Below are 26,317 nucleotides of genomic sequence, written 5' to 3'. Positions count from 1 at the left end.
TGATGCTATATCTGCCCATTTTTGTGACTTATTTATGCCTTCTTTAATTCCCCAATCTTAGACCTGAATCCTTACGGAATTTTTACCCAATTTTCTGATAATCGTAAGCAAATACAGCAAACCCGCTGTCTCGAATCTCTCGCAACACCGACCAAATATATCCCAAATTCTCTCCATTACCGTGACTATAAAGTATGGTATATTGAGCTTGGGGGTTAGGAAAATGAACAGCAGAAATTTTCATCCCATTAGCTGAGCTAAGTTTAATAATTTCGCTAGTATCCTGGTAGCCAGCAGCGAGAGGTTGAAAAATCAACCTGCCTGAAAAGAAGACAGCGTAAAAACACTGAAAAGCGTAGATAAAAATTGCCGAACGCAAGACTCGTTTGAGAGAAAATTCCCCAAAAAGTAAACGTTTGATATTTTTCTTATTCCAGTTCACCATCACTAAATGCCCATAGTTTAATAAGATTTAACTGATACTTTTTTACGGCAAGGAATTGACATGACACTAACATACCCCGATGACCTGAAATACCTAGACACTCACGAATACATCCGACTCGAAGGGGAAATCGCCACCATCGGCATTAGCGCCTTTGCAGTTGACCAACTCGGTGATATTGTGTTTCTAGATTTGCCCGAAGTCGGTGCAGGTTTGGAAAAGGGCGAAGCTTTCGGTACAGTCGAGTCAGTGAAAGCCGTTGAAGACTTGAAAGCGCCTGTTACCGGTACAGTCGTAGAACGCAATGATGACATTATAGAGTCTCCCGAAAACTTGGCAGAAGACCCCTATGGCGCTGGGTGGTTGCTAAAAGTCCGCGTTAACAACGCCAGCGAAGTCGATGATGCTTTGTCCGTCGAAGCGTATCGCCAAATGGTGGAAGGGGAATAAAAAAGAGGGGGAGAGGGGGAGAGGGGGAGAGGGGGAAAATCTTTTCTCTTCCTTCTTCCCTCGAACCTCAAACCTCAAAATCAATCCCCCAAATCCTCTACATCTCTTAAATCCGCTACAAAATCCGTTGCGGAACCGCCACATCCGTTAAATCCGTGACAAAATCTGTTGCCGAACTTCCTTTGCGAAATGTTACAAAGTAATAAGAAATCCATTCAGGAGAATCAGCCTTGGTACTTTACAGCCCGCAACTTGAACCCAACCAGCAGCAAAACCTTTCCCCCATCGATGGTTTTGCGGGAAGACACATAGGCCCTTCCCCCAGCGAAATCCAGCAAATGCTAGATGTTTTGGGCATTTCCAGCCTTGATGACTTGATTGACAAAACGATTCCAGCGGCGATTCGCATTTCTCAACCCCTACAGCTTCCCGCAGCCAAAAGCGAGTACGCTGCTTTGGCAGAATTGAAAGAAATTGCTGCAAAAAATCAGGTATTTCGATCGTACATCGGCACAGGATATCACGACTGCATCACACCTCCTGTCATCCAACGAAATATCCTGGAAAATCCCGGCTGGTACACAGCCTATACTCCCTATCAAGCCGAAATTGCCCAAGGGCGATTAGAAGCTTTGCTGAACTTCCAAACCATGATTATCGAGCTCACGGGTTTGGAAATTGCCAACGCTTCCTTACTGGATGAAGGGACGGCGGCGGCGGAAGCGATGGCGGTGAGTTACGGCGCTAATAAAAATAAAGCAAAAGCGTTTTTTGTCTCCCAAGATTGTCACCCTCAAACCGTCGAAGTGGTGCAAACTCGCGCTAAACCCCTGGGAATTGAAGTGATTGTCGGCGATCATCAAAGCTTTGAGTGCGATCGTACAATCTTCGGTGCACTCCTGCAATACCCAGCAACCGACGGCGCAATTTACGACTATACCGATTTTATTCGATCGGCACACCAAGTCGGCGCATTAGTCACAGTAGCCGCCGACATTTTGAGCCTTTGCGTGCTCACACCCCCCGGCGAATTCGGCGCAGACATAGCCGTAGGAAGCACCCAGCGCTTCGGAGTGCCGATGGGATTCGGAGGGCCTCACGCAGCCTACTTCGCCACGCGAGAAGAGTTTAAACGGCAAGTTCCGGGGCGAATTGTCGGCGTTTCTAAAGATGTCAACGGCAAATCTGCTTTACGTTTGGCCCTGCAAACTCGCGAACAGCACATCCGCCGCGAAAAAGCAACTAGCAATATTTGTACTGCTCAAGTTTTGCTAGCAGTGATGGCGAGTATGTATGCTGTTTATCACGGCCCGTCTGGACTTAGACAAATTGCTGAACAAGTACGCAGCTTAACTGCAATTTTAGCATCTGGTCTTTCCAGTTTTGGATACGAAATTGGCGATCGACCTTTCTTCGATACTCTGCGGGTAGAATTGGGAGATAAACCACTATCGGAAGTTCTACAAGCCGCTCAAAATCGCCACATTAATCTACGGGTGTTTGATGAAACAACCGTGGGAATTACTCTCGATGAAACTGTCACGGCTGAAGATGTCAAAGAGTTGTGGAAAATTTTTGCACGGGAGAAGGATTATATCAGGGGTGACGGCGAGAATTCTCTGAGCGTTCCGCTGAATGCAGACGCTTTCACTTCCTATATGATGTTACCTGATTTTTGCGATCGCACAACCAGCTATCTCACCCATCCAGTTTTCAACAGCTACCACTCCGAAACTGAACTGTTGCGCTATATGCACCGTTTAGAAGCCAAGGATTTATCGCTAAATACATCGATGATTCCCTTGGGTTCTTGCACAATGAAACTAAATGCAACATCAGAGATGCTGCCGGTAACTTGGGCGGAATTTGGTAACATACATCCCTTTGCACCCCGCAACCAAACTCGCGGCTATCAAATGATGTTCGTGCAACTAGAACAGTGGCTAGCAGAAATCACCGGTTTCGCCGGAATTTCCTTGCAGCCAAACGCTGGTTCCCAAGGCGAATACGCGGGATTATTAGTAATTCACCAATACCATGAACACCGAGGCGAATCTCACCGCAATATCTGTTTAATTCCGCAGTCAGCCCACGGCACAAATCCAGCTAGCGCCGTAATGGCGGGGATGAAAGTAGTCGCTGTCGAGTGCGATTTTCAGGGAAATATTGATGTCGCCGACTTGCAAAAGAAAGCCGATAAGCACAAGAATGAACTCGCTGCTTTGATGGTAACATATCCATCTACCCACGGCGTTTTTGAGTCAGAAATTAAAGAAATTTGCGAAATTGTCCACAACTGCGGCGGACAAGTTTATATGGACGGCGCAAATATGAATGCTCAAGTTGGATTGTGTCGCCCCGGTGATTTTGGTGCTGATGTTTGTCACTTGAATTTGCACAAAACTTTCTGTATTCCCCACGGTGGTGGCGGGCCAGGCATGGGCCCGATTGGAGTCATGTCTCATTTAGTGCCTTTCTTACCTGATGTTTCGGGAGATTCAAACGGGGTGAAAGATGGCAATTCTATAGGTGCTGTTTCGGCCGCGCCTTGGGGAAGTGCTAGCATTTTGACTATTTCTTGGATGTACATTCGGATGATGGGAGGAGTCGGTTTAACTGATGCGACAAAAGTTGCAATTCTTAATGCTAATTACATGGCGCATCGGTTAGAATCGTATTACCCGGTTTTGTACAAAGGGAAATCTGGTTTAGTAGCACATGAGTGTATTCTGGATTTGCGCTCGCTCAAAAAATCTGCTGCGATCGAAGTTGATGATATCGCTAAACGGTTGATGGATTATGGCTATCATGCGCCGACGGTTTCGTGGCCAGTTGCTGGTACAGTAATGGTGGAACCGACGGAAAGCGAATCGAAGCAGGAATTAGACCGTTTCTGCGATGCGATGATTGCGATTCGAGGCGAAATTGCGGAGATTGAAAATGGTAATGTGGACGCGCAAAATAATGTCTTGAAAAATGCGCCGCATACCGCAGAATCTCTGATGGTTGATGAGTGGAATCGTCCTTATACTCGCGCGCAAGCTGCTTATCCGACAGCTTGGACTCGCGAATATAAGTTCTGGCCTGCGGTGGGCCGGATAGATAATGCGTTTGGCGATCGCAATTTTGTCTGTTCTTGTTTGCCAATGGAGGCTTACACTTAAGGTTAAGTAACTCTCTTTGGGTGCGAAATTAGGCCTTAGATGCCCCTAGCCCTCCTTAATAAGGGGGGCACAGGAAGCAATCAAAGTCCCTTTTTTACGGGGGTTAGAGACTCAACTGGGGGGCGAGAAACCCGGTTTCTATGAGATTTTACGCTTAATCACGAGAAATCTACGAATAAACCGGGTTTCTGAGATCGCAAGCGCGCTGGAAAATTATTAATAAAAATCCAAAAATTCCCAAATAAAATAACCAATGAATGCAAGATTTTTGTGGCGATCGCCCTCCAAGACACCACGCTGGATTATTCTAGTATTATTAGGCGTTTTGGCGACTGTGGCAGCGACAGCAACAGCCGCCTACTTCAGAAGCGCGATCGCCCAAAACAGTGTATCTTTATCTGTAGACGTTACAGCCGATCGACATTCGATCAGTCCCGACATCTACGGTATGAACGATTTGATTGATCCATCCCTCGCCAAAGAGTTAGCAATTCCGGTAGCACGTTGGGGAGGAAATCAAACCAGCCGCTACAACTGGTTAGTCGATTCTTCCAACAGTGGCGATGACTTTTTTTTCGTAGGTGGCGGCGATAATAAAAAGCCCATTCCCGGCGATTCGAGCGACAAAATGGTCAAAACTAACCGCAATAACGGTAGCAAAAGCATCGTTACCATCCCGATGATTGGCTATGTAAATAAGTTTAGCACTTGGAACTGCGGCTTTCGAGTATCCAAATACGGCGCGCAAGAAAAAACAAATCCCTACATTTTTCCCGAAGGCGATAAGTGCGGCAACGGGAAGCGTCCCGACGGCACTTTAATTACTAATAATAACCGCCTTGATGTTAGTATTGTTAGCAATCCAGCTTTCCAGAAACCTTGGGTTAAACATTTAGTTAAAACCCACGGTACTGCTGAATCAGGCGGCGTGCAAATTTATCAAATGGATAACGAACCAAGCGGCTGGGGAAACACTCACCGCGATGTTCATCCAGAACCGATTAGTTATGACGAATTGCGCGATCGCACTTACCAATATGCGTCAATGGTAAAAGCCACAGATCCCACCGCTAAGGTACTCGGCCCCTCGGATTTCGGCTGGCCTGTTTATCTGGATTCGGGAGTAAAGGGCGATCGGGAAAAACACGGCGGTGTCTGGTTTGCGCGGTGGTACTTGCAACAAATGCGCGCTTACGAACAGCAAAAAGGTGTTCGGATTCTCGACTATTTCGACGAACACTACTATCCTGTCGTCGATGACCTCTGTGTCGCGAATTGTCCCGCCGGCGATGCTAAGACGCAAGCAGCCCGGTTGCGATCGACTCGTTCTCTGTGGGATAGCACCTACACCGATGAAAGTTGGATTGGTAAATACAATCCGCCCCTAACAATTATTCCCCGGTTTCGAGAGTGGGTAAAGCAGGATTATCCAGGTACAAAAGTCGCGATTACTGAATACAATTGGGGCGGTTTGGAGTCGATAAACGGCGCGTTGACTCAAGCCGACATCCTGGGGATTTTTGGGCGGGAACAACTGGATTTAGCGACGCTGTGGGGGTCTCCGAAGTCTTCTGAACCGGGTTCCTATGCCTTCCGAATCTACATGAATTATGACGGCAAGGGTGGTAAGTATGGCGATACTTGGGTGCGATCGCACAGCACAGATCAAGAACTTTTGTCAATCTACGGAGCCGATCGCACTAGCGACGGTGCTTTGACGCTGGTAATCATTAATAAAACCAGTCAAAACTTGACCAGCAACTTGAGTCTGAAAGGATTTAACCCAGGTGCCACAGCTCAAGTTTACAATTACAGTGAGGCGAATTTGCGGGCGATCGTCCGTCAGAGCGATTTAGGTGTCAGTGATACTGGATTCCAGGCAACTTACCCGGCTAATTCTATGACTTTGGTGGCTATTCCCAAGGCTTAATCTCCCCTCTTATTCTTAGTCCGCGCACCATCCGGACTTTGTATGTGTAGTAGCGGTTTCAACCGCCGAGTATAAAAGGGGTTTTAAACTATTAAGCATCGACCATCCAAGCAATACACTGTTGCATTTGATTTCGCATGGTTGCTCGATCGGCATTATACCTGCGGCCGTGTCCAGGCAACACCCACTCAAAGTCATAATTAGCCAAATTTTGCATAGATTTAATTTGTTCCGTCCAAGAATACCAACAGGCATTACGAAAACCAATTAGCTGCTGCAAATTGTCCGACCAAGCCAGATGATCGCCGCTAAACAAAAACTGATGATTATCAAGTAAAACTGTGTGACCTTTCGTGTGACCAGGTACGGAAATAATCAACAAATCATCTGCTATTTGATGCGGTTCGCTGCCCGATAATTGAATTTCTACATTGCGAGTATCCGCGTTAATTTCGTCAGCATGAAGAATGCGATCGCACCCAAAATGGTCGCGGTATTTTTGATGGTCTGCTACGTCGTCGCGGTGAGTCAAATACAGATAGCGAATGCCGCCCATTGCTTCTATGTTTTTGACTAGCGGCGGCACAAAACGGGGAGAATCAACTAAAATGTTGCCTTCTGGGCGGACAATTAAATAGCTAGCCGCGCCGTAGGATTTCTCGGAATGATAGCCGCAATGGTAAACATTTTCTGCTACTAACGCGGGCAAATTTTGCTGAGCTTCTTTGATGTTTTTCGGCTTTTCAACAGTGCCGATCGAACTTGTGGGACAGGACAAAAGAGCCGCGAGCGATCGCATTTCTTCAGTTTCATTAGTTGGCTGCTGGTAAACCGCAGACTGTTCTCCGGCTTGAGTAAATACTTCTGGTGCCATCCACCGACAAGTATCGCAGTCAATGCAGCTACTGTCTACATAAAAATTACCGCTGATATTTTCGGGGCGACGCAAATTTATATGAGCCATTTTTTTCACCTTTTAATCACAAATCAGGGCGAGAAGTCCACAATAGAAAAAGATCGGGGCGGCGTCGAAGCCCACCCCACAATAATTCAGCTTTCGGGGCGGCGTCGAAGCCCACCAGAATTCAACTTTCTTGTGGAACGGGCAAGATGCCCGTTCCTCAGAATACTACCAACTCAAAGTTCCAATTCTACTACTACTTCTGGCCCGCTGGAAAAGCACCCGCTTTCACCGCCACAGTCACAGGTTGTCCGCCGCGGTTCAACTCAAGCTGCATATCGCTGCCCACTGTACTTTTCTCGACAATTTGCTGTACGCTGCCAGCATCGCTGACTTCTGCACCGTTGATTTTCTTGATCACATCGGCAACGCGAATTCCAGCTTGTGCCGCCGGAGAATCTTTGGCAATTCCCAAAACTAACACGCCTTTATCTTCAGTCAGCCTCAATTTTGGGTTCGGATTTTTATTGAATTCTGTTTTGACTTCGGGAGTAATACTCAACATCCGAATGCCGAGATAAGGATGTTCCGCTTTTCCGGTTGTTGCTAATTGGTTGGCAATTTGTTGGGCGCGATCGATCGGAATCGCAAAACCCAATCCTTGGGCCCCTTGAATAATCGCCGTATTCATGCCGATAACTTGACCGCGCTGGTTCAGCAAAGGCCCGCCGGAATTGCCGGGATTGATTGCAGCATCGGTTTGAATAAAGCTGACGCGCTTGTCGGGAACGCCCACATCGGCGCTAGAACGGCCTGTAGCGCTAATGATGCCCACAGTCACGGTATTGTCCAAACCCAGGGGATTGCCGATCGCGATCGCCCATTCTCCCGGCTGTATTTCTTCAGATTTGCCCAAACTCACCACAGGCAAATTGGTAGCTTCAATTTTGACAACAGCCACATCAGTAACTGTATCTACGCCTAAAACTTTGCCCACAAATTCGCGGCCATCCTTCAGTTTTACCGTCACCGTATCCGCGCCATCAACAACGTGAGCATTAGTCAAAATGCGGCCGTCGGAACCAAAAACAAAGCCCGAACCCGATCCCCGTTCTACCCGATTTCCCGGTTGAATGGGAGATTCCGAACCGAAGAAGCGACGGAATTGCTCCGGGATCTCATCTGGAACTTGGTTCTTTACCGTCCGAGACGAATTGATCCGCACCACTGCCGGGCCGACTTCCTGCACAACTTTAGTAACAAAATTAGAGTCTTGAGAGGGCAGTATATTTGCAGGCAATGCTGAGATTGGTGCTGTATTTGAAGGTTCAGCTTTGATGGCGTTAGAACTTCCAGGAACTTGAGCAGTTAGGGCGTTGCAGCCGACAGTTGCGGTGGATGCGAGCAAAACTAGGGATAAAAAAGCAAGTTTTTTAGGCAAAGAAAAACCGCGAGAAGGTTGAGTTTGATTAGACTTTTGGGGGGTTGACATAGTATTAATTTGGTGAGAAAATGGGCGAGAGTTATAATTATGATCTGGCATTTTTAGCACCTACTGTAATTAAATTAGAACTCAAGGTTCTTTAATTTTAATTCAAGCATTTGTGAGATGTGCTTGACTGGTGGGGTTTACCCTACACGGTGGGGTAAAAACCGGACTGTGGCAGGCAAATTATTGATTTTAGCTGGTAAGCGCGATCGAGCTTTTGTCAGCACTGGCGAATTGCCGCAGCCTGCGATAATACAAACTACGCTAGCAGCACCGGATATTCCGCATTTCTGGCAAAATCTTCATAATATCTCTTGCAAAAGTCCTTTTAATCAAATTTTTGCACGGGCAAGATGCCCGTGCCACAAAAATATTTTTTTCTGTGGAACGGGCCGGAGAGCCCGTTCCTACCTATTTTTGCAAGAGGTCTATAATATCTCTTGCAAAAGGCGCAAAATATCTTGAAAGACATCTGCCTTGATCTGCCTTGATCTGCTGTTGAGCTATTAATCAAAAACTTATGCAATAAATCTATAGAATCAGCCCATCATGTCCGATCGATCGCAATCAAATTCGTCCTCACTACTAACGTTAATCTAAAATAGTATTATTGCTCCCTAGACTCAATGGAACTAACCGCATCAATTTCCTTCGACTTATTCCTTGAGATTTCCAAAGTATCAACAGTATTCTTAATAAAACCAGCCATCGGCACAGCAACTAACAAACCTGCTACTCCCGCCACCTTAACCCCCACCAGCAGCGCCACTAAAATCCACACGGGATTGAGGCCGATAAAACCGCCTAATAACCGAGGAGCAATCCCACTTTCAATTACTTGCTCGATTACTGTAGCGACAACTAAAACGGTGACGCCCAGCCAAAAGTTGTTTAATGTGATCAGCAAACTGACAATGCAAATACTAAAAGGTGCCCCGAAGGGAATCATCGTCATTACACCGACACCCAAACCGAACAGCAGCCCGAAGGGAACTCGCAAAATTAAAAAAGCCACAGTCATCGACAGTCCCATCAAACCCGCCAAAGTTGCTTGTCCGACGAAGTAGTTGTGGAAGCTTCGCGCCAGCAACTGTCGCAATTGCAGGCTCTGTTTGGAGGGAAACCATTTAAACAAGCCTTCCCAGACGCGATCGCCATGCAAGAGCAAGTAGAATGTTAGGACTATTGTCAGCAGAAAATTCACCAGACTGTCTGCCGCACCCAAGCCAAATTTGAGTATTTCGCCAGTGAGAGACTGCAATTGAGTTGAAAGTCGATCGCTCAATTGAGTAGTCAAACCCCTAACATCAATGCGGAGATTACGATTTTCCGCCCACTTGTGGAACGCTTCCATCTGTTCTGTACCCGAAACTATCCAAGTCGGTAATCGAGTCGCCAGTTCAGTGATTTGGTTCAGCAAAATCGGAGCCAGAGTCACACCTAAAACCACCAATATCAGTAAAGTTACCAACAATACCGCCAACACAGCCCGATCGCGCTTCAAGCCGTATTTGCGCAGAAAACGCACTGGGTAATCTAGCAAAAAAGATAACACTGTAGCGATTACCAAAACTGTAACCAGCGCGCGAAAATATTCAAATACTAGGAGAGCTAACCAACAGTTGAGTACCGCTAGCGGAAATAACAATCCGTAAGTCCACCACTGCGGCAGTTTAGTCAAACGTTTCATCTAAGTTAACCGAGTTAAAATGTGAGATGCAAGATGTGAGATTGACCAAAGCACAGGGGATTTAAGCCCCCACCTTTAGGTGGATTGTTTTTAGGCTGGGGCTTAAATCCCCTGCCTGAAAACTTCGCTGTCAACTGTCAACTGTCAACTGTCAACTGTTAAGCTGCTATTCGCCGTTCTCCGTTAACCATTTCATTGGGCATTTAAGTTATACCAGCCTGCTGAAAATCCCCAGTTTCTCGACTAACATCGGAAATAGGGCTGCTGGCAGGTATTGCCTGCCACAACCATATTAGATCGTTTCCGCTGAGATGGATATATTACCTGCGGAATAACTAGACCTCTTGCAAAAGTCCTTTTAATCAAATTTTGGAACGGGCTCTCCGGCCCATTCCACAAGAAAAAAAAATTTGTGGGATGGGCATCTTGCCCGTCCTAGCTATTTTTGCAAGAGGTTTACTTATTTTTTGCTGTTGAGATTACAGCGGTTTGCAGCTTAAAAATCAAGCTTTTTCCCCATGCCGTTCGAGAGCTAATTGAATTAAACGGTCTACTAATTCAGGGAAAGAAATGCCGTCCGCTGCCCACATTTGGGGATACATACTGGTAGCTGTAAAGCCGGGAAAAGTGTTAATTTCGTTAATCAAAACTTCTCCGGTTGATTCAACATAGAAAAAGTCTACTCGCGCTAAACCTGCTGCATCTACAGCCAAAAATGCTTGCACAGCCATTTCTTGGATTTGCGAGACGATCGCACCGCTGACTTTTGCCGGAATTGAACACTCGGATTGTCCCTGGGTATATTTAGTTTCGTAGTCGTAGAAATCGCTTTGAAAAGTAATTTCTCCCACGGTTGAAGCTGTGGGGTTGTCGTTGCCTAAAACTGCACATTCTAACTCTCTAGCAACCACACCCGCTTCAACAATTATCCGCCTGTCGTAGCTGGCGGCGCTGTCGAGAGCGGCTTCTAATTCAGCGCGCGATCGAGCCTTAGAAATTCCCACAGATGAGCCCAAATTGGCAGGTTTGACAAAGCAAGGATAGCCCAAAGCCGCTTCAATTTTGTCGCACAGTTTGGGGAAAACGCAAGGATTCGACCAGATTTCGGAACGATTGACAGCGATGTATTTTACCTGCGGCAAACCTGCGTGAGCAAAAGCCATTTTCATCGCTATTTTATCCATCCCCACCGCCGAACCCAAAACCCCGGAACCGACAAAAGGAACTTGCAATAATTTCAGCAATCCTTGCACCGTACCGTCTTCGCCGTTAGGCCCATGCAAAACCGGGAACCAAACATCTACTGCATTAAAACTGGGAAATTGGGGAGAATCGTTTCCTTTTCCTGGTTCCTCTATTTCCAGAGGTTTTCCGGTGGCTAAGACTTGTTGAGGTAATGTTCCCGACAGCCAGCGGCCGTCTTTTTGGATGTAAAAGGGCAGAACTTCGTATTTAGAGGCATTTTCGTCAGCAGCGAGGGCGCGGGCGATCGCCCGCGCCGAACTAATCGAGACTTCATGTTCGCCCGATCGCCCGCCGAAGAGTAACCCAATCCGCATCTTCGTCATTTTTCCATACTCCCGGTACTTTTTGACAAATATACACGCAGAGAGCGCAACTAAGGCACATACGAACCGCTTTAAGACTACTTATCTCAACCCTTCCACCCTTCCTCTGTGTCCTCTGCGCTCTCTGCGGTAAAAAAATCACATCTTCTTAGAAAAGTTCACCAGTAAGCCGTCCCCTCTCTCATTCCGGTGCTATTTAAAGGATTTCCCCTGTCAAACTAAAAGCGCGAATATCTGTAATTTTGACCTGAACAATTTTACCAGCCAATTGTGCAATATCGCCCTTAAAGAATGTGAGACGATTACCGCGAGTACGCCCCATCACCTGAGTTGGATCTTTGAGATTCTGAACTTCCACCAAAACCTCCTCAATGCGCCCGAAATAGCGCTGTGAGCGCTCCATAGCGGTTGTAGATACGATATGATTTATGCGTTGCAGGCGATCGGCTTTCACATCCTCACTCAACTGATTTTCCCACAAAGCAGCCGGCGTACCAGGACGAGGCGAATAAGCCGCAGTATTCACCAAATCAAAACCAACATCTTCGATTAACTTCAAAGTCTTCTCAAACTGCGCCTCCGTCTCCCCCGGAAAACCCACAATCGCATCAGCCGTAATCGAAGCATCCGGCATATAACGGCGAATCATATCAACAATTCGCAGATATTTTTCCTGAGTATAACCACGAGACATCGCCTTCAAAATCTCATTATCGCCAGACTGAAAAGGCACATGAAAATGTTCGCAAACCTGTGGCAATTCCGCACAAGCCCGAATCAACCTTTCATTAAAATAGCGAGGGTGGCTAGTAGCAAAACGGAGGCGATCGACCCCAGGAACATCCCGAACAAAATAAAGCAAATCCGTCAAAGTATGCTGATTGCTACCATCCGGTTTTGTCCCCGGCAAATCGCGACCATAAGCATCAATATTCTGCCCCAACAAAGTCACTTCCTTATAACCTTGACGGCCCAACTCCTCCATTTCAGCGCGAATAGCTTCCGGGATTCGAGACTGTTCAACCCCGCGAACATTCGGCACAACACAATAAGTGCAGCGTTCATTGCAGCCATAAATCACATTCACCCAAGCAGTCACCTTACTATCGCGACGAGGCTTAGTAATATCCTCCATAATCTCAACAGCTTCAGTCGCCACAACTTGATTTCCCTGAAAAACTTGTTCCAGCAAATCTTCAAGTCGGTTAGCGTGTTGCGGGCCCATTACTAAGTCCAATTCCGGCACTCTACGCAACAGCGCTTCACCTTCCTGCTGCGCCACGCATCCAGCGACAACTAAAGTTAAACCGGGTTCTTTGCGCTTGCGATGAGCTTGCCTTCCGAGATTAGAATAAACTCTTTGTTCAGCATTATCGCGAATTGTGCAAGTATTGTAGAGAATCAAACTAGCTTCGTTCGGGTCTTCCGAGAACTCAAAGCCCATATTTTCCAAAATGCCAGCCATCCGTTCCGAATCGGCTTTATTCATCTGGCATCCGAAAGTAGTAATGTGATAGCGGCGGGGTTTAACGGTCATGGCGAATTGCAGGGAAATAAAAAATCTAAGTTTTTAACCTTAACCAACCATTATATAACAAGTCTAAACCCTTTGTGAACTTTTCTTTTTCTCAGTTCATTTACAAAACCAATTTCACAAACCTGTAGGTGTGTGAGGCAAGGCGATTAACTGTTACGGGGGGCTAGAAACCCGGTTTATATGAGTTTTGCGATTGGTCACGACAAATCTAGCAAAAAACCGGGTTTCTGAGATATTTTTGCGCTTTTTTATTTATTTATTTTGTCTCTAAAATTTGTCTGTAAAAATTTATAAATTGTTTGAGCAATAGCCTGGGAAGCCAAATAAGGAACCCCATTCCCAACTGTTTTAAACATATTAGTCAGCGTCATCTGATCCGGCAGCGCAAACTTTTTTGGCAGCGACTGAATAGCCAGTGTTTCTGCCACAGAAAGCCTGCGAACTTTGTAAGGGTGCAAGTGAACTTCGTTATTTCCGTAGCAAGCAGTCGGTGAATAACGCCAGCGGTGCAGGCGCTTAAAAGATTTTTTTGAATCGTCTCCCTCATCAACCTCAGCAAACCTTTTAATACCTGCTCTCGGTTGAAAATAATGTTCAGCATTGGGATGGTTGAGAACATCATTTTTTTGGAACCAAAACTCAACCGTTAACTCTTGGGGGATTCCATCGGGACAACCCAAGAAACCATCGCCTGCAAAGGCATTTCTCTCAGGCCAAGGATAAGTAAAAACTTCTGATTTGGGATATAATATTTGACCTTCCCAAGGAAATAAACTTTCGGGTAACATTGGGCTGGTTTCATCTAAGGAAACGCCCAGATTTTTGACAAGATTTTTTCTGAAGCCAATCAAAATAATTCGGTCTCTATCTTGCGGGACGCCGTATTCGATCGCATTTATTAACCTTTCTACAAAAAAATATCCCGCATCAGCCAGCTTATGTTTGAGTTCGTCGTAAAAAGCTTTATGTTTTTTGGTTCTCCACAAACCTTTGACATTTTCAAACAAAAAGAAATCCGGCTGCTGCTGACAAATCAATTCAATGTACGAAGCTGAAAGTTGACCTTTATCTCCTTCCTGACCTCGGTTTTTGCCACCAATCGAAAAGTCAGGACAAGGCGGCCCCGCGATAAATCCCACAATATCATGATTCTTCCGAGCATCCTGCATTAATTCCCGCAGACGAGAAGCTGGTTTTCCAGCTACAAGTTGAGTGACATCTGCTTCATCTGCTTCGCAGTATCCGTATTCTGGTAGTGGCAAATTTAGACACTGCCGAGAGTAGCGGTATGCTTGCAGGAAAGGTGGGAAAATTTCATTGACATACGCTACATTAAATCCGCTTAATTCAAAACCGAGGTCAAGGAATCCTGAACCGGAAAAAAATGAGAATATACACGGAATTGGGCATGGGGAATTGGGCATTGGGAATCGGTAATTGGTAATTGGTAATTGGCCGGGGCGGGTTTATGAGATTATTGGTCTTAGGCACAGATTGTCTGTAAAACCCGCCCTTACAGGCATCACAAAAATCACACAATATTTTTACAACCATTGGCCGCCTCGGAAGCGCCAGTAGGGAAATAAAATTCGCATTAGTGTTTGCGATGCCAGATAAATAGCCAGCCATACCAAACTATAATGTAAAACAAAAGCTGCCAAGTCAAAATCTTGGGCAGGTATTCCGGGCAAACCGATAATTTTGATTAAAAATAACATAAAAAGTGCTTCCCAAATCCCGGCGATCAATTGAAACACGCCTGGCCAATCTCGATCCCAGCGAAACTTTTGGATGTAGATATATAAGACATCCCAGCCGATGCCAAAAATTGCTAAATAGCCTAAAATCAAGAAAAAACTTGAGCCTGATTTGGAAGTAATTAAACCTAGAAAAAAGGGTAGCGTTACTAAAATGCCTACGGTTGCGAATAGCAATAACCGAGTTTGCCAACGGCCGAATAAGGTGGGAGTCATTCGATTTTATATTTTGAATTTTGAATTTTAGATTGAATGGGTAAATTGTAGAATTTTGGTTTTAGATTGTGGATTGAAGGCGAAGTTAGTTATCATAAGACTTTGACAATTAAAATCAGCACTACGAAGGAATTTTACCAATCTTTCCTTCTTCCTTCTTCCTTCTTCCTTCTTCCTTCTTCCTTCTTCCTTCTTTTTCCATTTAGCCGGGAGATTTATTTAAAATCCACTTTAACCATTGTACGATCGATCGCCAAACGTTCAATTTTCCAACACCCGGAGCTCCATTAGCGGCCAGACTTTCAACGGAACGCAGGGCGGCGTACTGCAATCCCAGAAAGCTGTCTACGGGCGCGTAAGGCCCGCCCAAAGTAATCGCGCCCGCTGTGTATACCCGGCCTTCTCCGTGAAGAGGGGAAGTGTTACGCAATTCGGGTACTTCAAAATCGTTGTTCACGCTCAAACGCCCCAAACCGTTGAGGGGCAGATTGTAGTGGGCTACTAAATCCTCTAACAGGGGACTGGTTTTCACCTTAGCGTCCAAACCCGTCGCGTCAATGATAAAATCAGCTTCTAACTTAATTTGCCCCTTGAGATCCTTTTCCCCAATGTAAGTCACCGTGCGGTTTTGACTGTCGCGATCGACTTTCTCGACTTCCCCGAAGGTAATTTGATACCATCCTTGACTTAAACCTTCTTTAACAATACGCCGCCAGTCGTTGCGATTGGCTGTAGTAGTGCCGCCCCAGTCGGATAGAAACTGCGGGCGCAATTCGGGTTTGGCTTTTTCCAAAAGTACGCGGAGCTCCCCGCCCCAGCAGGCTTTCGGCCAGTTGAAAGGTTGAAATTCATAGTGATTTTCGACTTGTCGCTCAGCCCGATCGAATTTGTTACCTTGAGGTTTGGCCGATCGCATCAAATGCAATACTTGAATATTGGTATTCCGTTGTCGCGCTTCATAAATCCGCTGCACCACCCGCGAAGCCACAATCCCCCGCCCTCTAATCAATACGCTGCCGCCCCTCGCTTCCAACTTTTCGTAAACACCGTCGTGGCTTTCGTAAGCGTTGACAACCGACTCAAAATCCTGAGTTTTTTCGCGATACTCTTGCAAGTCTGGCAAAAATTGAATGGCGGGATAGCCGGTGGCTAAGTGTACGTATTTGGCGATTAAAAAAGCATGGTCACGGTGATCGGCATTCGATCGAGAATAAGCGATCGCGTACCTGCCGTCATCTGTCTTCCGAATTCCCCGCACTCTCCCGTAGCGAAACATCTGATTCCATCCGATACGCGCAGTTTCCCTGTCAATCGAATCAAACACATTCCCGGCGCGCGGCGTATAAGTTTCGGCAAAAGTCGGTTCCGCAAACACCTGCCACATCAACTTTAGCGACACAATCAACCGCCCTTTCAGCAATTCCTGCCAAGCTTCTCGCAAAGCATAGGGAGGCCAGCCCCAAATGTTGTCTGGACAAGCATCAGAATTCGATCGCAGCCGTTCGTGCAGCGGAATTTGAGAATTTAAGCATAACCGACGGTAGCGCGCGTAAGGCTGCTCTTCCATGCCCAAAACTGCAATTCGATCGACCTTAACACCGCAAATTCTTAACAAATCCACCCAAATCAAGCTACCCAAACCACCACCAACAGCAGCCCAATCAACTTCTGCCACAGGGAGTCCCATCGATTGGAGCGATCGCATTGTCACTTGATTCGCGTGCAAAAATGCGATCGGCGGAAATTCTCCCTTACCCTTATTATTGGTTTGAGGAAGTGGCGACACGATTTGTGGCCACAACGCGGGGTCTAGCCCATTGGTCTGCGGGTTAAAAAAAATGTGAGAATTGACAGACTGGGTTTCTGCGGAATTAACAGCAAATGAAATGGCGATCGCACAGGGCCCAAGTTGCAGCATATCCCCATTTGCTAGGATGCACCGGGTTTGGCGAGTGCCGTTGACAAAAGTACCGTTGCGGCTGCCCGTATCAGTGACTATAATACTGTCGCCTTCGGTGGCAATCACAGCGTGAAACCGAGAAACTTGACTGCTTTTGAGGAGAATTCGAGAAACTCGTTCCCCGTTAATTGTGGTGGGCATAGCTTCAAAATTTCGTCCCAAAGCGATGGGCAATTCGAGTATCGGGGAGCGACAATCCCCCGTAGCTGTATCATTCCAAGTCAGTCGCAGGCGCAAGGGTTGAGGATTCATTATTATTTTTTAAACATCAGCCGTCGGCTTTGAGCTTTCTGCCGAAAAAGATGTTTGAATTTGAGAGATTTGATTTGAGATTTTGGATTGAATGCAATCGGGAACGACAAAATCGGGTTTTTTAATCCCTTGACTTTGTTCAAAACCTGAATCAAAGTTAAAAAATCGGTTTTTTGGGTTTTGATGTAGCAATGTGTAGGCGAAAATTAGTCGCGGGAAATGGCACAATCCTAGCATTAGCGATGTTTGATTGTCGATCGGGCGATCGTCTAATTATCCCTTTTTTTCTCCCCTCAAGGAGACAGCACCACACTCACCGCCGCCGCCAAAGAAGTGCCGCACCACGGACACCCTGCACTCAACTGCGCGTAAGGCGAAACGCGGCTGCATTTGGGACACTGCAAACCGTAGGTGGAAGGCTGCGTCGCTGGGGAAGAAATTTGCACCGGAAGCGCAGGCAGCAAAACTGTCAGTGGCGCAGCTACCTGCATCTCCGTCACCTCTACCACCTCGATATGCACTTTGCCTAAATGGATACGGCTGTCGGATTTCAATGTTGCTTCGCCCGATGCGAGAATTTTTCCGTCTACCAGGGGCGGATTGCTGGCGCGCAAATTCCGCACTGCATACTGCTGCAATTCCTGATTAAAAAATATTTCGACGTGCAACCCCGATACACTGGAATCGGAAAATACTATATCGCACTTCGCTGGGTCGCGCCCAAGTCTGACGGTTCCCGGATTTTTGCTGGGCTGTCCGTTTTGAATCGTCTGAGTTTGACGCACCCCAGCCTCTGTCCATGTTAAATTGAGCTGGTTTGTCATGTTCTATGGTTTCCTGAAATATATAAAAATCTTACTTATTTATATCAAGACTTCAGAGAGTTTCAGGACTCATGCGCCTGGGCCCAGAAACCTGGTTTCTACGAGTTTTGGGTTTGGTAACGAGAAATCTACCCAGAAACCTGGTTTCTACGAGTTTTGGGTTTGGTAACGAGAAATCTACAAAGAAACCCGGTTTCTGAGGTCAAAAGTGCGATCGCGAACTATATTCGTTAACCAAATATTTCGTGTTACAAACAAAAAAGCCCCGAAATCGGGGCTTTTTGCGATCGGATAGACTTTTCTTAAGAGATAGACTGATGTTTGCAGGCAATACAAGCTTACAAACATCTTGATCGTGATACAGCTTAAGAACGTCTTAAGAATCCCACAGTGTCAGATATTTCAGCCACTGTGCGAAGTGATCGCAGACTTAATTAGCTTCGCTTTTGCGACTTTTCCGGCCGCCTTCGCGACCAATTTGAGCCATGTGTTCCCGATTTCTGCTGACAGCTTCGCCGCCTTTTTGACCAGCTTCTCTCGCTTCTTCCGAAGTAAATTCGTGGGCAGTTCCTTTAGCGTGTGCAGCTTTGCCGCCTTTGCTAGCAATTGCGCGCTGTTTTTCTGCGTCCATAGATGCGAATCCGCGTTTGCTTTTCTCAGCCATGACTGTCTCCTTGTTGTTTTTCTGAATTTTTACAAATGTGAACTAAAAATAGTTCACGCCCGGACACTGTAGTTAGATCCGCCAAAGTTTAAGCAGGTTACTGTCTTTCAATCATTCTACAAACCTTCCAACTTTTATACCTCTTTCTCAGGTATAGTTATTCTTTGGTTCGCTGGAAGGATGGAACGGAAAGCTGATTGGCGATCGACTCACAGGATTTTTTGACTTAACGGGGACACTTCAAAAATTTAAAGTCCAAAGAGGGATGCTTTTTTGTCTTTTGACTTTTCCTTTTTTTGCTGCCTTCCGGGCCCGCCAGTTATCCCGATGTTAGGTGATCTGCCGATCGAGTTGTTTCTGGCAAGCGATATCTCGGCGCACAGAGCAGGACGTACTCGATCGCCTTTATCAAGTTTACCCGATGACCGATCGATACATAAATCGGTTTTATCCCAGTTTGCGTCCTTAACGCTGCACCTACCGTTGATCCCTCGTGCAGCAATGGCTGCCAACTGCCCCGGTCTAACCCTACTTCTGAATGTTCTCCGATGAATCTAGTTTTGGCAACTCCGATCGTGGCAATTCCTGTCAAAACTCCCAAATGGCAAGCAAGACCGAACCTGCGGGGATGGGCTAGTCCTTGACCGTCGCACAATATCAAGTCTGGTCTCAAACTGATATTTTGCAAAGCATCGAGGACTGCCGGCACTTCTCGAAAAGACAGGAAACCGGGAAAGTAAGGAAAAGCTGTCGGACTGCGAACCACAGACTGCTGCTGTAATTGCAAGTCGGGAAAGCTCAGAACTGTTACAGCCGCGAGCGATACGCTGTCTGCACTGTCGTAGCCGACATCTACGCCTGCGACATACCGAACTGTCTCAAGTTGATTTTCGGTAATTACCGATGACCGGAGCTGTTCTTGAATGGCGATCGCCTCTTCAATTGTTTTGGGCCAAGGGTGTCGCTGCCACATTAGATATCTTTATTCAACCGTTCTCATCTAAGTTTAACTTATTTTCTGCCATTTTTCATCTCGGATTTTGATCGTTGGTCGCTATAAATTCACCACTCGTGTAATGAGTCTCTTTTTATACTCGCAAGGCTTGAGTAAGGCGGGCCCAGACCGATTCTACAAATAGAGTCTGATGTTCTCCGGCTGCAATTCTATTTTTCGCTGGTGCTTGCACCAACCCCAATACGGTTTCACCCGCGCCAACCTCCAATTTTTCTCTAAAAATTCACAAAAATTACCTGTTCGAGCCGGATTTTTGAGCTTTCCCAAAAGCTTTTGAGCTTCGATCGCCCTTTGATAGCTTGTTGGAGAGCGATCGAGCTATCTATTCAGTTTTTCATATAAAATTATTCCCGTTGTCAAGACATTGAAACATTTATTCATCAATAAATTAAACCTGGTACAAGTGCCATAATTAATATCACAACATCAAGCTACCGGGAATATTATGCTTTTTGCATTTTAGAGGCTATCTGACCGGGAAATTTATATGAGTTTTATGAATCAAATAAATTAATTTATGAGTTGTTGCACCATTAATATAAAGTTATTATATTAGATAATAGCGAAGAGACAACTCACATCATGTAACACAACATAGGTAAATTAACATATGAAAACCCTGCCAAGTGTTCGGTACAACCTCGCTCTCTACATCGTCGGTGGCATCGTCTTCATCATCGCCGCCTTAATTTTCAAACCTTTTGCCATCGTCGGCGCAGGGGAACGCGGCGTCATGATGCGTTTCGGCAAAGTTCAAGACACGATTTTAGATGAAGGCATCCACCCGATTTTACCGATTGTCACCTCTGTCAAAACTCTCAGCGTGCGGGTACAAAAAACCGATGTGAAAGCAGATGCAGCATCCAAAGATTTGCAAAGCATTACTACAGATTTGGCAGTCAACTGGAATGTTGACCCCGCAAAAGTTAATCAAATTTTCCAACAAGTAGGAGATGAAGAACAAATTGTTGCCAGCATTCTGAACCCGGCTATTTCCGAAGTTCTCAAAGCAGCAACTTCTAAAAAAACCGCCGAAGAAATTATCACTAAGCGCACCGAACTTAAAACAGAAATCGACAACAGCCTCAAAAAGCGCTTGGAACCTTACGGCGTAATTGTCAGAGATGTTTCGTTAATAGATTTTGGCTTTTCTCCAGAATTTAGCAAAGCCATCGAATCCAAACAAATAGCAGAACAAGAAGCCAAACAAGCAGAATTTACAGTGAAAAAAGCAACCCAAGATGCTCAAGCTGAAATTAACCGTGCTAAAGGCAAAGCTGAAGCTCAACGCTTGCAGCGACAAACTTTAACAGCCGAAATTTTGCAGCAGCAAGCGATTGAAAAATGGAACGGCCAGTTTCCGACAGTAATGGGAGGAGGGGGAACTTTGCCGTTAATTAATATTGCGCCGCCGAGTTCTCAAGCTGCAACTCCTGCTAAATAAGCTGCTGCGGATCATGATTGCCAGCTCGCGGGGAGAAGGGGAGAGGGGGAGAGAGTCTGAGGGGGATAAGAATAGAGGGTTTTTCACTGCGGAAGTGAAGATGTGCTTTTTGTAACTGTCGGCACAGCAAGCGCAGAAAATACAACTAACAACTAACGAGAAATCCCGCTTAGTTAAAGGCCAAGATGCAATCTACGTTCGCGAGTCCTGAAAAACGTTAAAGTAATAAACAACTCGGAAATTGTCAAGGTTTAGTTGAAAGTTTGGCTGATGGGAAATCGGAATAACCAGTCAATTTATAATTTAGGTGAAGTGGGGGACGTAGCCGATCGCGATACGACTTCAGAATCACTGTGGCTGCGCGATCGAGCTTTGGCAGCGACTAGCAGCGGTATTATCATTGCTGATGCCATCGCACCAGGCTGTCCCATACTTTATTGCAATCGGGCCTTTGAGCGGCTTACGGGTTACTCCGCCGATGAAGTCTTGGGGCGCAACTGCCGATTTTTGCAAGGCCCCGATACCGATCGCGCTACCGTAGCTAAGATCCGCGACGCCTTGCGCCAAGGTCGAGAAATCCAGGCAACAATCAAAAATTATCGCAAAGACGGCACTCCTTTTTGGAACAAATTGTCCCTATCTCCCCTGCGAGACGACAGCGGTAATTTGACTCACTTTGTAGGAGTTCAGTCGGACTTGTCCGAGCGCATAGAAATCCAGGAAGCTTTGCAGCAAGCTAACGACCAACTGCAAACGATTTTGGAAGCAGTTCCGGGAACAGTGTCTTGGATTAGCTCAGATTTGCGCTATTTGGGGGCTAACCAGCACTTAGCCAAACTGCACGGTTTGCCGCCGTCGGCCTTTGTCGGTCAAGATATCGGTTTTCTGGGCGCTAGCGAGGATTTTCACTCTTTTTTGGTGGAGTTTTTTGCCGGCGACGCTACGGAAGCGGTTAAAGAACTCAGCGTTAAGGTGAAAACGGAGGGGGGACAGTCGGCGGGACATTATTTGATTGTGGCTCAAAAGTACGATCGGGGCAATTCAGCTTGTCTGGTAGGAATTGATATTACCGAGCGCAAACTGGCAGAAGAAGCTCTGGTGCTGACTCGCAAGGCGGTGGAAAGTTCGAGCGACGCGATCGGCATCAGCGATGTTTCGGGCACTCACATCTATCAAAATCCAGCGTTTTCTCAGCTATTTGAATGGGACACCGCAGAGGAATTTAAACTAGCTGGAGGTATACCGGCAGTTTTTGCAGACTCTGCCGTCATCGCGGAGGTACTCGACACGATCGCCCTAGGTTATTCTTGGTCTGGTGAAGTTACCAACCGCACAAAAAGCGGCGAAATTTTGCAAGTGCTGCTGCGGGCCGATGCGATTAAAGACCCGACAGGGAAAATTGTCGGTCTGATTTACATGAATACCGACATTACCGATCGCAAGCGCACGGAACAAGAACTGCGGAAAAGCGAGAAGCGTTTTCGATCGCTGATTGAAAATGCTAGAGACATTATTGTAATTCTCGACGACAAAGGCTTTTGCCGCTATGTCTCTCCTTCGCTAGAGCGGATTTTGGGCTACCCGACGGCGGAAGTGCTCGGCCGCTCTGTATTTGACTTGATTCACCCCGATGAACTGCCGATGGTGACTCAAGTGTTCAAAAGTATCATCCAAATGCCCAAAGTTGGCATGGGATTGGCGGAATACCGAGTGCAGCACAAGGACGGTTCCTGGTGCGCGTTGGAAGCGGTGGCGACGAATTTGCTCGACGAACCTTCGGTGCGGGGAATTGTGGTCAACTGTCATGATGTGACTGAACGCAAGGTAGCTGAAGACCAATTGTTGCACGATGCTTTGCACGACGCGCTGACGGAGTTGCCGAACCGCGCTTTGTTGACTGACAGGTTGGAGCAAGCTTTTGCCCGCGTCAAACGGCATCCGAGCTATCAGTTTGCGGTGCTGTTTCTGGATTTGGACAGGTTTAAGGTGATTAATGACAGCCAGGGACACGGCACGGGCGATCGGCTGTTGGTGGCTGTGGCCCGCCGTCTCTTGACTTGTTTGCGCCCTGGCGATACGGCGGCTCGTCTGGGGGGAGATGAGTTTGTGATTTTGCTGGAGGAAATTCAAGGTGTTGATGAAGCCATCGCCCAAGCAAAGGAAATTCACAAGGCGATCGAACGACCACTTTTTTTGGAAGGTCATAAAGTTTTAATTACTGCTAGTATTGGCATTGCTTTGAGTACCGAAAAATATCAGTTACCTGGAGATATTTTGCGCGATGCTGATATTGCGATGTACCGGGCAAAAGCTCTCGGTAAAGCTCGCTACGAAGTGTTTACGAGTGCGATGCACACTCGCGCGGTGGCTTTGATGCACTTGGAACACGATTTGCGGGAGTCGGTTGATGAACTGAATTGGAAATATTCGATCGTGGATTTCGGAGGTGGCCAGGTGGGGGAAAATTCACCTATCAGCGAAATCGACTGGAAGTTGGGGCATCCAAAATTGCAATTTGATCCTCCTAAATTGGAATGTCCTTTTACTGTTTATTATCAGCCGATAGTTTGTTTGAAAACTGGCTCAGTGATCGGATTTGAGGCGCTGGTGCGCTGGCTGCACCCGGAACGCGGTTTAGTTTCTCCGATGGAATTTATTGCGATGGCGGAGGAAACTGGGTTAATTCTGCCTTTGGGTTTGTGGGTTTTGAGCGAAAGCTGCCGCCAAATTATTAAATGGCAGAGTTTGAATTTGCCAGTGGGAAATTCGCGGCTGACAGTGGCAGTAAATCTTTCGGGGAGGCAGTTTTCGGAGCCGGAGTCGATCGAGCAAATTAAGCAAGTTTTGCAGGAAACGGGTGTTGATGCTCGCTGTTTGAAGTTGGAGATTACTGAGACTGTGGTAATGGAAGATGGGGAAGCGGCGGTGGCGATGCTTTTGCAGTTGAGAGAGTTGGGGATCGGGCTGTGTATTGATGATTTCGGTACTGGTTATTCGTCTCTGAGTTATTTGCACAGGTTCCCGATTAATATTTTGAAGGTCGATCGCTCTTTTGTCAGTCGCATCGGGGAAATGGGCGAAAATTTGGAAATCGTGCGGGCGATCGTCATGCTGGCGCGCAGTTTGGGGATGGAGGTAGTCGCAGAAGGTCTCGAAACCCCCGTTCAATTGGCTCAACTGCGGGCGATCGGCTGCGAGTACGGTCAGGGGTACTTTTTCTCTAGACCTCTCAACAGTGAGGCAGCTACGGCCCTATTGAGGCGATCGCCCAAATGGTGATCTGATCTACAATAGTAACTATATAAAAGTAAACTCATACCAAAACCTATGTCTCAATCGATCGCCCCAGTTTTAGAAGAAAAGCAAATTGATACTTCCCCAACTTTAACCTTTGAAGAATACCGATTTTATCAAGGAGATATAGATGTACAATATGAACTGTACAAAGGCAAATTAATCCCGATGCCAACAGCAACAGTTTTACACATCAAGATTTGCGAATATTTAGTTTACAAATTGCAGCGTTACCTAGCCGCTCACAATCTCGATTTAGTAGTAAAAACTGGTCTGGGAGTAAGAACAGATGAAGATAAATCGCGCATCCCAGATGTAGTCGTCTGCACTAAAAGTCTTTTAGAACAAGCTGCTGCTCGACCCGGTGCAGGCATCCTCAATTTTGATGAAAAGCCACTGTTAGTGGTAGAAGTTGTCAGCGAAAATCGGCGGGCTGATTACGTGATCAAACGGGGAGAGTATGAATTAGCAAATGTGCCGGAATATTGCATTGTTGACCCTAAAAATGGCAAGCAAAAAATCCGACTTTTTGCATTGATTGAAGGTGAAGATGGTTACACATATACAGATTACTTGCCGGGTGAGGAAATGGTATCTGTAGTATTTCCCGATCTGATTTTATCAGTGGATGAAATACTAAACCCAACCTTGGTAGAGGAGTTAATTAACGCAGAACGAGCACGGTTACTGGAACTTGGACAGGAAGCTGCAACGGAACGTCAACGCGCTAATGATGAACGTCAACGGGCTGATGATGAACGTCAACAGGCTGCAACGGAACGTCAACGGGCTAATGATGAGAGTCAACGGGCTGATGATGAGCGTCAACGTGCCGAAAAATTGGTGGCGAGGTTGCGGGAGTTGGGCGTAGATCCTGATTCTGTGTAGGATATTGGATGAAGTGCGCGCAACAAAGCTATCCCGTACTTTTTCTAACTAATAACTTGAGTGTTAAAATTAAAATTGAGTAGAATAGCAAACTATCGAGATAGGTAAAAATATATGTCTCAATCTGTTGTGCCAGCAATCGAAGAAAAACAGCTCGATACTTCGCCCACATTAACCTTTGAAGAATACCGATTTTATCAAGTCGATGACGAGGTAAAACATGAACTGCACAAAGGTCAATTAATACCAATAGCAATTACAATTCTACACAGAAATATTTGTGAGTATTTGGTTTATAAATTGCAGCGTCACCTAGCTAAAAACAATCTTGATTTAGTCGTCAAAAAAAATTTAGGAGTCAGAACCGAAGAAAATTCATCCCGCATCCCTGATATAGTTGTTTGCACTCAAAGTCTTTTAGAACAAGTTGCTGCTAGACCCGGAGGGGCCGTCCTTGACTTTGATGAAACGCCTTTATTATTAATAGAAGTAGTTGGCAAAGATCGACGCGCAGATTATGTACTTAAACGAGGAGAGTACGAACTAGCTAACGTGCCGGAATATGTGATTGTTGACCCGACAGAAAACAGACAGCGAGTGCGAGTTTCGGCATTTCCTGAAGGTGAAGAAACTTACACACAGATAGATTATTTGCCTGGTGAGGAAATGGTATCTGTAGTATTTCCCAATCTGAGATTATCAGTTAATGAAATATTATGTCCGCCATTGGTGGAAGGGTTGATTAAGGAAGAACAAGCGCGATTGCAGAAGGCTGAAAGATTGGCGGCGAGGTTGCGGGAATTAGGCGTAGATCCTGATTCTGTGTAGG

At 46.2% G+C, this 26,317-nt stretch carries 19 protein-coding genes; 7 read left to right on the top strand and 12 right to left on the bottom strand.

The window, feature by feature from the left end; genetic code table 11:
* Window positions 1-82: 82 nt before the first annotated feature.
* A complete protein-coding gene (locus QUB52_RS16495; RefSeq protein ID WP_332966901.1) occupies window positions 83-445 on the bottom strand; it encodes a hypothetical protein in 363 nt (120 codons plus the stop codon).
* A 60-nt stretch (window positions 446-505) separates the two neighbouring features.
* Between QUB52_RS16495 and gcvH the strand changes: the two genes are divergently transcribed.
* From gcvH to QUB52_RS16480, 3 genes are all read left to right on the top strand, one after another.
* A complete protein-coding gene (gcvH, locus tag QUB52_RS16490) occupies window positions 506-895 on the top strand; it encodes a glycine cleavage system protein GcvH (RefSeq protein ID WP_332971227.1) in 390 nt (129 codons plus the stop codon).
* A 230-nt stretch (window positions 896-1,125) separates the two neighbouring features.
* Window positions 1,126-4,059, top strand: coding sequence for an aminomethyl-transferring glycine dehydrogenase (gene gcvP, locus QUB52_RS16485; protein ID WP_332973949.1), 2,934 nt, complete (start codon window positions 1,126-1,128; stop codon window positions 4,057-4,059).
* 253 nt (window positions 4,060-4,312) lie between these two features.
* Window positions 4,313-5,989, top strand: coding sequence for a glycoside hydrolase family 44 protein (locus tag QUB52_RS16480; RefSeq protein WP_332973950.1), 1,677 nt, complete (start codon window positions 4,313-4,315; stop codon window positions 5,987-5,989).
* A gap of 91 nt (window positions 5,990-6,080) precedes the next feature.
* Here QUB52_RS16480 and QUB52_RS16475 read toward each other — a convergent pair whose 3' ends face one another.
* From QUB52_RS16475 to nfi, 11 genes are all read right to left on the bottom strand, one after another.
* Window positions 6,081-6,953: an MBL fold metallo-hydrolase gene (locus tag QUB52_RS16475; RefSeq protein WP_332973951.1), complete on the bottom strand. Its 873-nt coding sequence runs from the start codon at window positions 6,951-6,953 to the stop codon at window positions 6,081-6,083.
* 193 nt (window positions 6,954-7,146) lie between these two features.
* Window positions 7,147-8,433, bottom strand: coding sequence for an HhoA/HhoB/HtrA family serine endopeptidase (locus QUB52_RS16470; protein ID WP_442923197.1), 1,287 nt, complete (start codon window positions 8,431-8,433; stop codon window positions 7,147-7,149).
* A 553-nt stretch (window positions 8,434-8,986) separates the two neighbouring features.
* A complete protein-coding gene (locus tag QUB52_RS16465) occupies window positions 8,987-10,069 on the bottom strand; it encodes an AI-2E family transporter (protein ID WP_265234152.1) in 1,083 nt (360 codons plus the stop codon).
* A gap of 503 nt (window positions 10,070-10,572) precedes the next feature.
* Window positions 10,573-11,637, bottom strand: coding sequence for a D-alanine--D-alanine ligase family protein (locus tag QUB52_RS16460; protein WP_332973953.1), 1,065 nt, complete (start codon window positions 11,635-11,637; stop codon window positions 10,573-10,575).
* A 196-nt stretch (window positions 11,638-11,833) separates the two neighbouring features.
* On the bottom strand, window positions 11,834-13,174 hold the full coding sequence (gene miaB / locus QUB52_RS16455) for a tRNA (N6-isopentenyl adenosine(37)-C2)-methylthiotransferase MiaB (RefSeq protein WP_332973955.1): 1,341 nt from the start codon (window positions 13,172-13,174) through the stop codon (window positions 11,834-11,836).
* 248 nt (window positions 13,175-13,422) lie between these two features.
* Window positions 13,423-14,598, bottom strand: a complete 1,176-nt coding sequence (locus tag QUB52_RS16450) for a DNA cytosine methyltransferase (RefSeq protein WP_332973956.1) — start codon at window positions 14,596-14,598, stop codon at window positions 13,423-13,425.
* A gap of 120 nt (window positions 14,599-14,718) precedes the next feature.
* A complete protein-coding gene (locus tag QUB52_RS16445) occupies window positions 14,719-15,147 on the bottom strand; it encodes a hypothetical protein (protein ID WP_332973958.1) in 429 nt (142 codons plus the stop codon).
* 202 nt (window positions 15,148-15,349) lie between these two features.
* A complete protein-coding gene (locus QUB52_RS16440) occupies window positions 15,350-17,359 on the bottom strand; it encodes an FHA domain-containing protein (protein WP_332973959.1) in 2,010 nt (669 codons plus the stop codon).
* A gap of 293 nt (window positions 17,360-17,652) precedes the next feature.
* Window positions 17,653-18,183 (bottom strand): FHA domain-containing protein, encoded by a 531-nt coding sequence (locus QUB52_RS16435; RefSeq protein WP_332966913.1) that lies wholly within the window; start codon window positions 18,181-18,183, stop codon window positions 17,653-17,655.
* A 430-nt stretch (window positions 18,184-18,613) separates the two neighbouring features.
* A complete protein-coding gene (locus QUB52_RS16430; protein WP_265234159.1) occupies window positions 18,614-18,847 on the bottom strand; it encodes a KGG domain-containing protein in 234 nt (77 codons plus the stop codon).
* 319 nt (window positions 18,848-19,166) lie between these two features.
* Window positions 19,167-19,820 (bottom strand): deoxyribonuclease V, encoded by a 654-nt coding sequence (gene nfi, locus QUB52_RS16425; RefSeq protein ID WP_332973960.1) that lies wholly within the window; start codon window positions 19,818-19,820, stop codon window positions 19,167-19,169.
* A gap of 652 nt (window positions 19,821-20,472) precedes the next feature.
* Here nfi and QUB52_RS16420 point away from each other — a divergent pair.
* From QUB52_RS16420 to QUB52_RS16405, 4 genes are all read left to right on the top strand, one after another.
* The gene (locus QUB52_RS16420; protein ID WP_265234162.1) at window positions 20,473-21,306 is read left to right on the top strand and encodes a prohibitin family protein; all 834 of its coding nucleotides are present in this window, start codon (window positions 20,473-20,475) and stop codon (window positions 21,304-21,306) included.
* 270 nt (window positions 21,307-21,576) lie between these two features.
* Complete coding sequence (locus QUB52_RS16415) at window positions 21,577-24,585, top strand: EAL domain-containing protein (RefSeq protein ID WP_332966915.1); 3,009 nt, start codon at window positions 21,577-21,579, stop codon at window positions 24,583-24,585.
* Between the two features lie 48 nt (window positions 24,586-24,633).
* Complete coding sequence (locus QUB52_RS16410; RefSeq protein WP_332973961.1) at window positions 24,634-25,488, top strand: Uma2 family endonuclease; 855 nt, start codon at window positions 24,634-24,636, stop codon at window positions 25,486-25,488.
* A 114-nt stretch (window positions 25,489-25,602) separates the two neighbouring features.
* Entirely contained in the window at window positions 25,603-26,316 is a 714-nt protein-coding gene (locus tag QUB52_RS16405) for a Uma2 family endonuclease (RefSeq protein ID WP_332973962.1), read from the top strand.
* The last annotated feature ends 1 nt before the right edge of the window (window position 26,317 follow it).

The sequence above is a fragment of the Microcoleus sp. A6-C6 genome, assembly GCF_036705955.1.
GTDB lineage: Bacteria > Cyanobacteriota > Cyanobacteriia > Cyanobacteriales > Microcoleaceae > Microcoleus.
The sequence above is the reverse complement of the archived record's forward strand: the minus strand, read 5'-3'. Positions and strand labels throughout refer to the sequence as shown.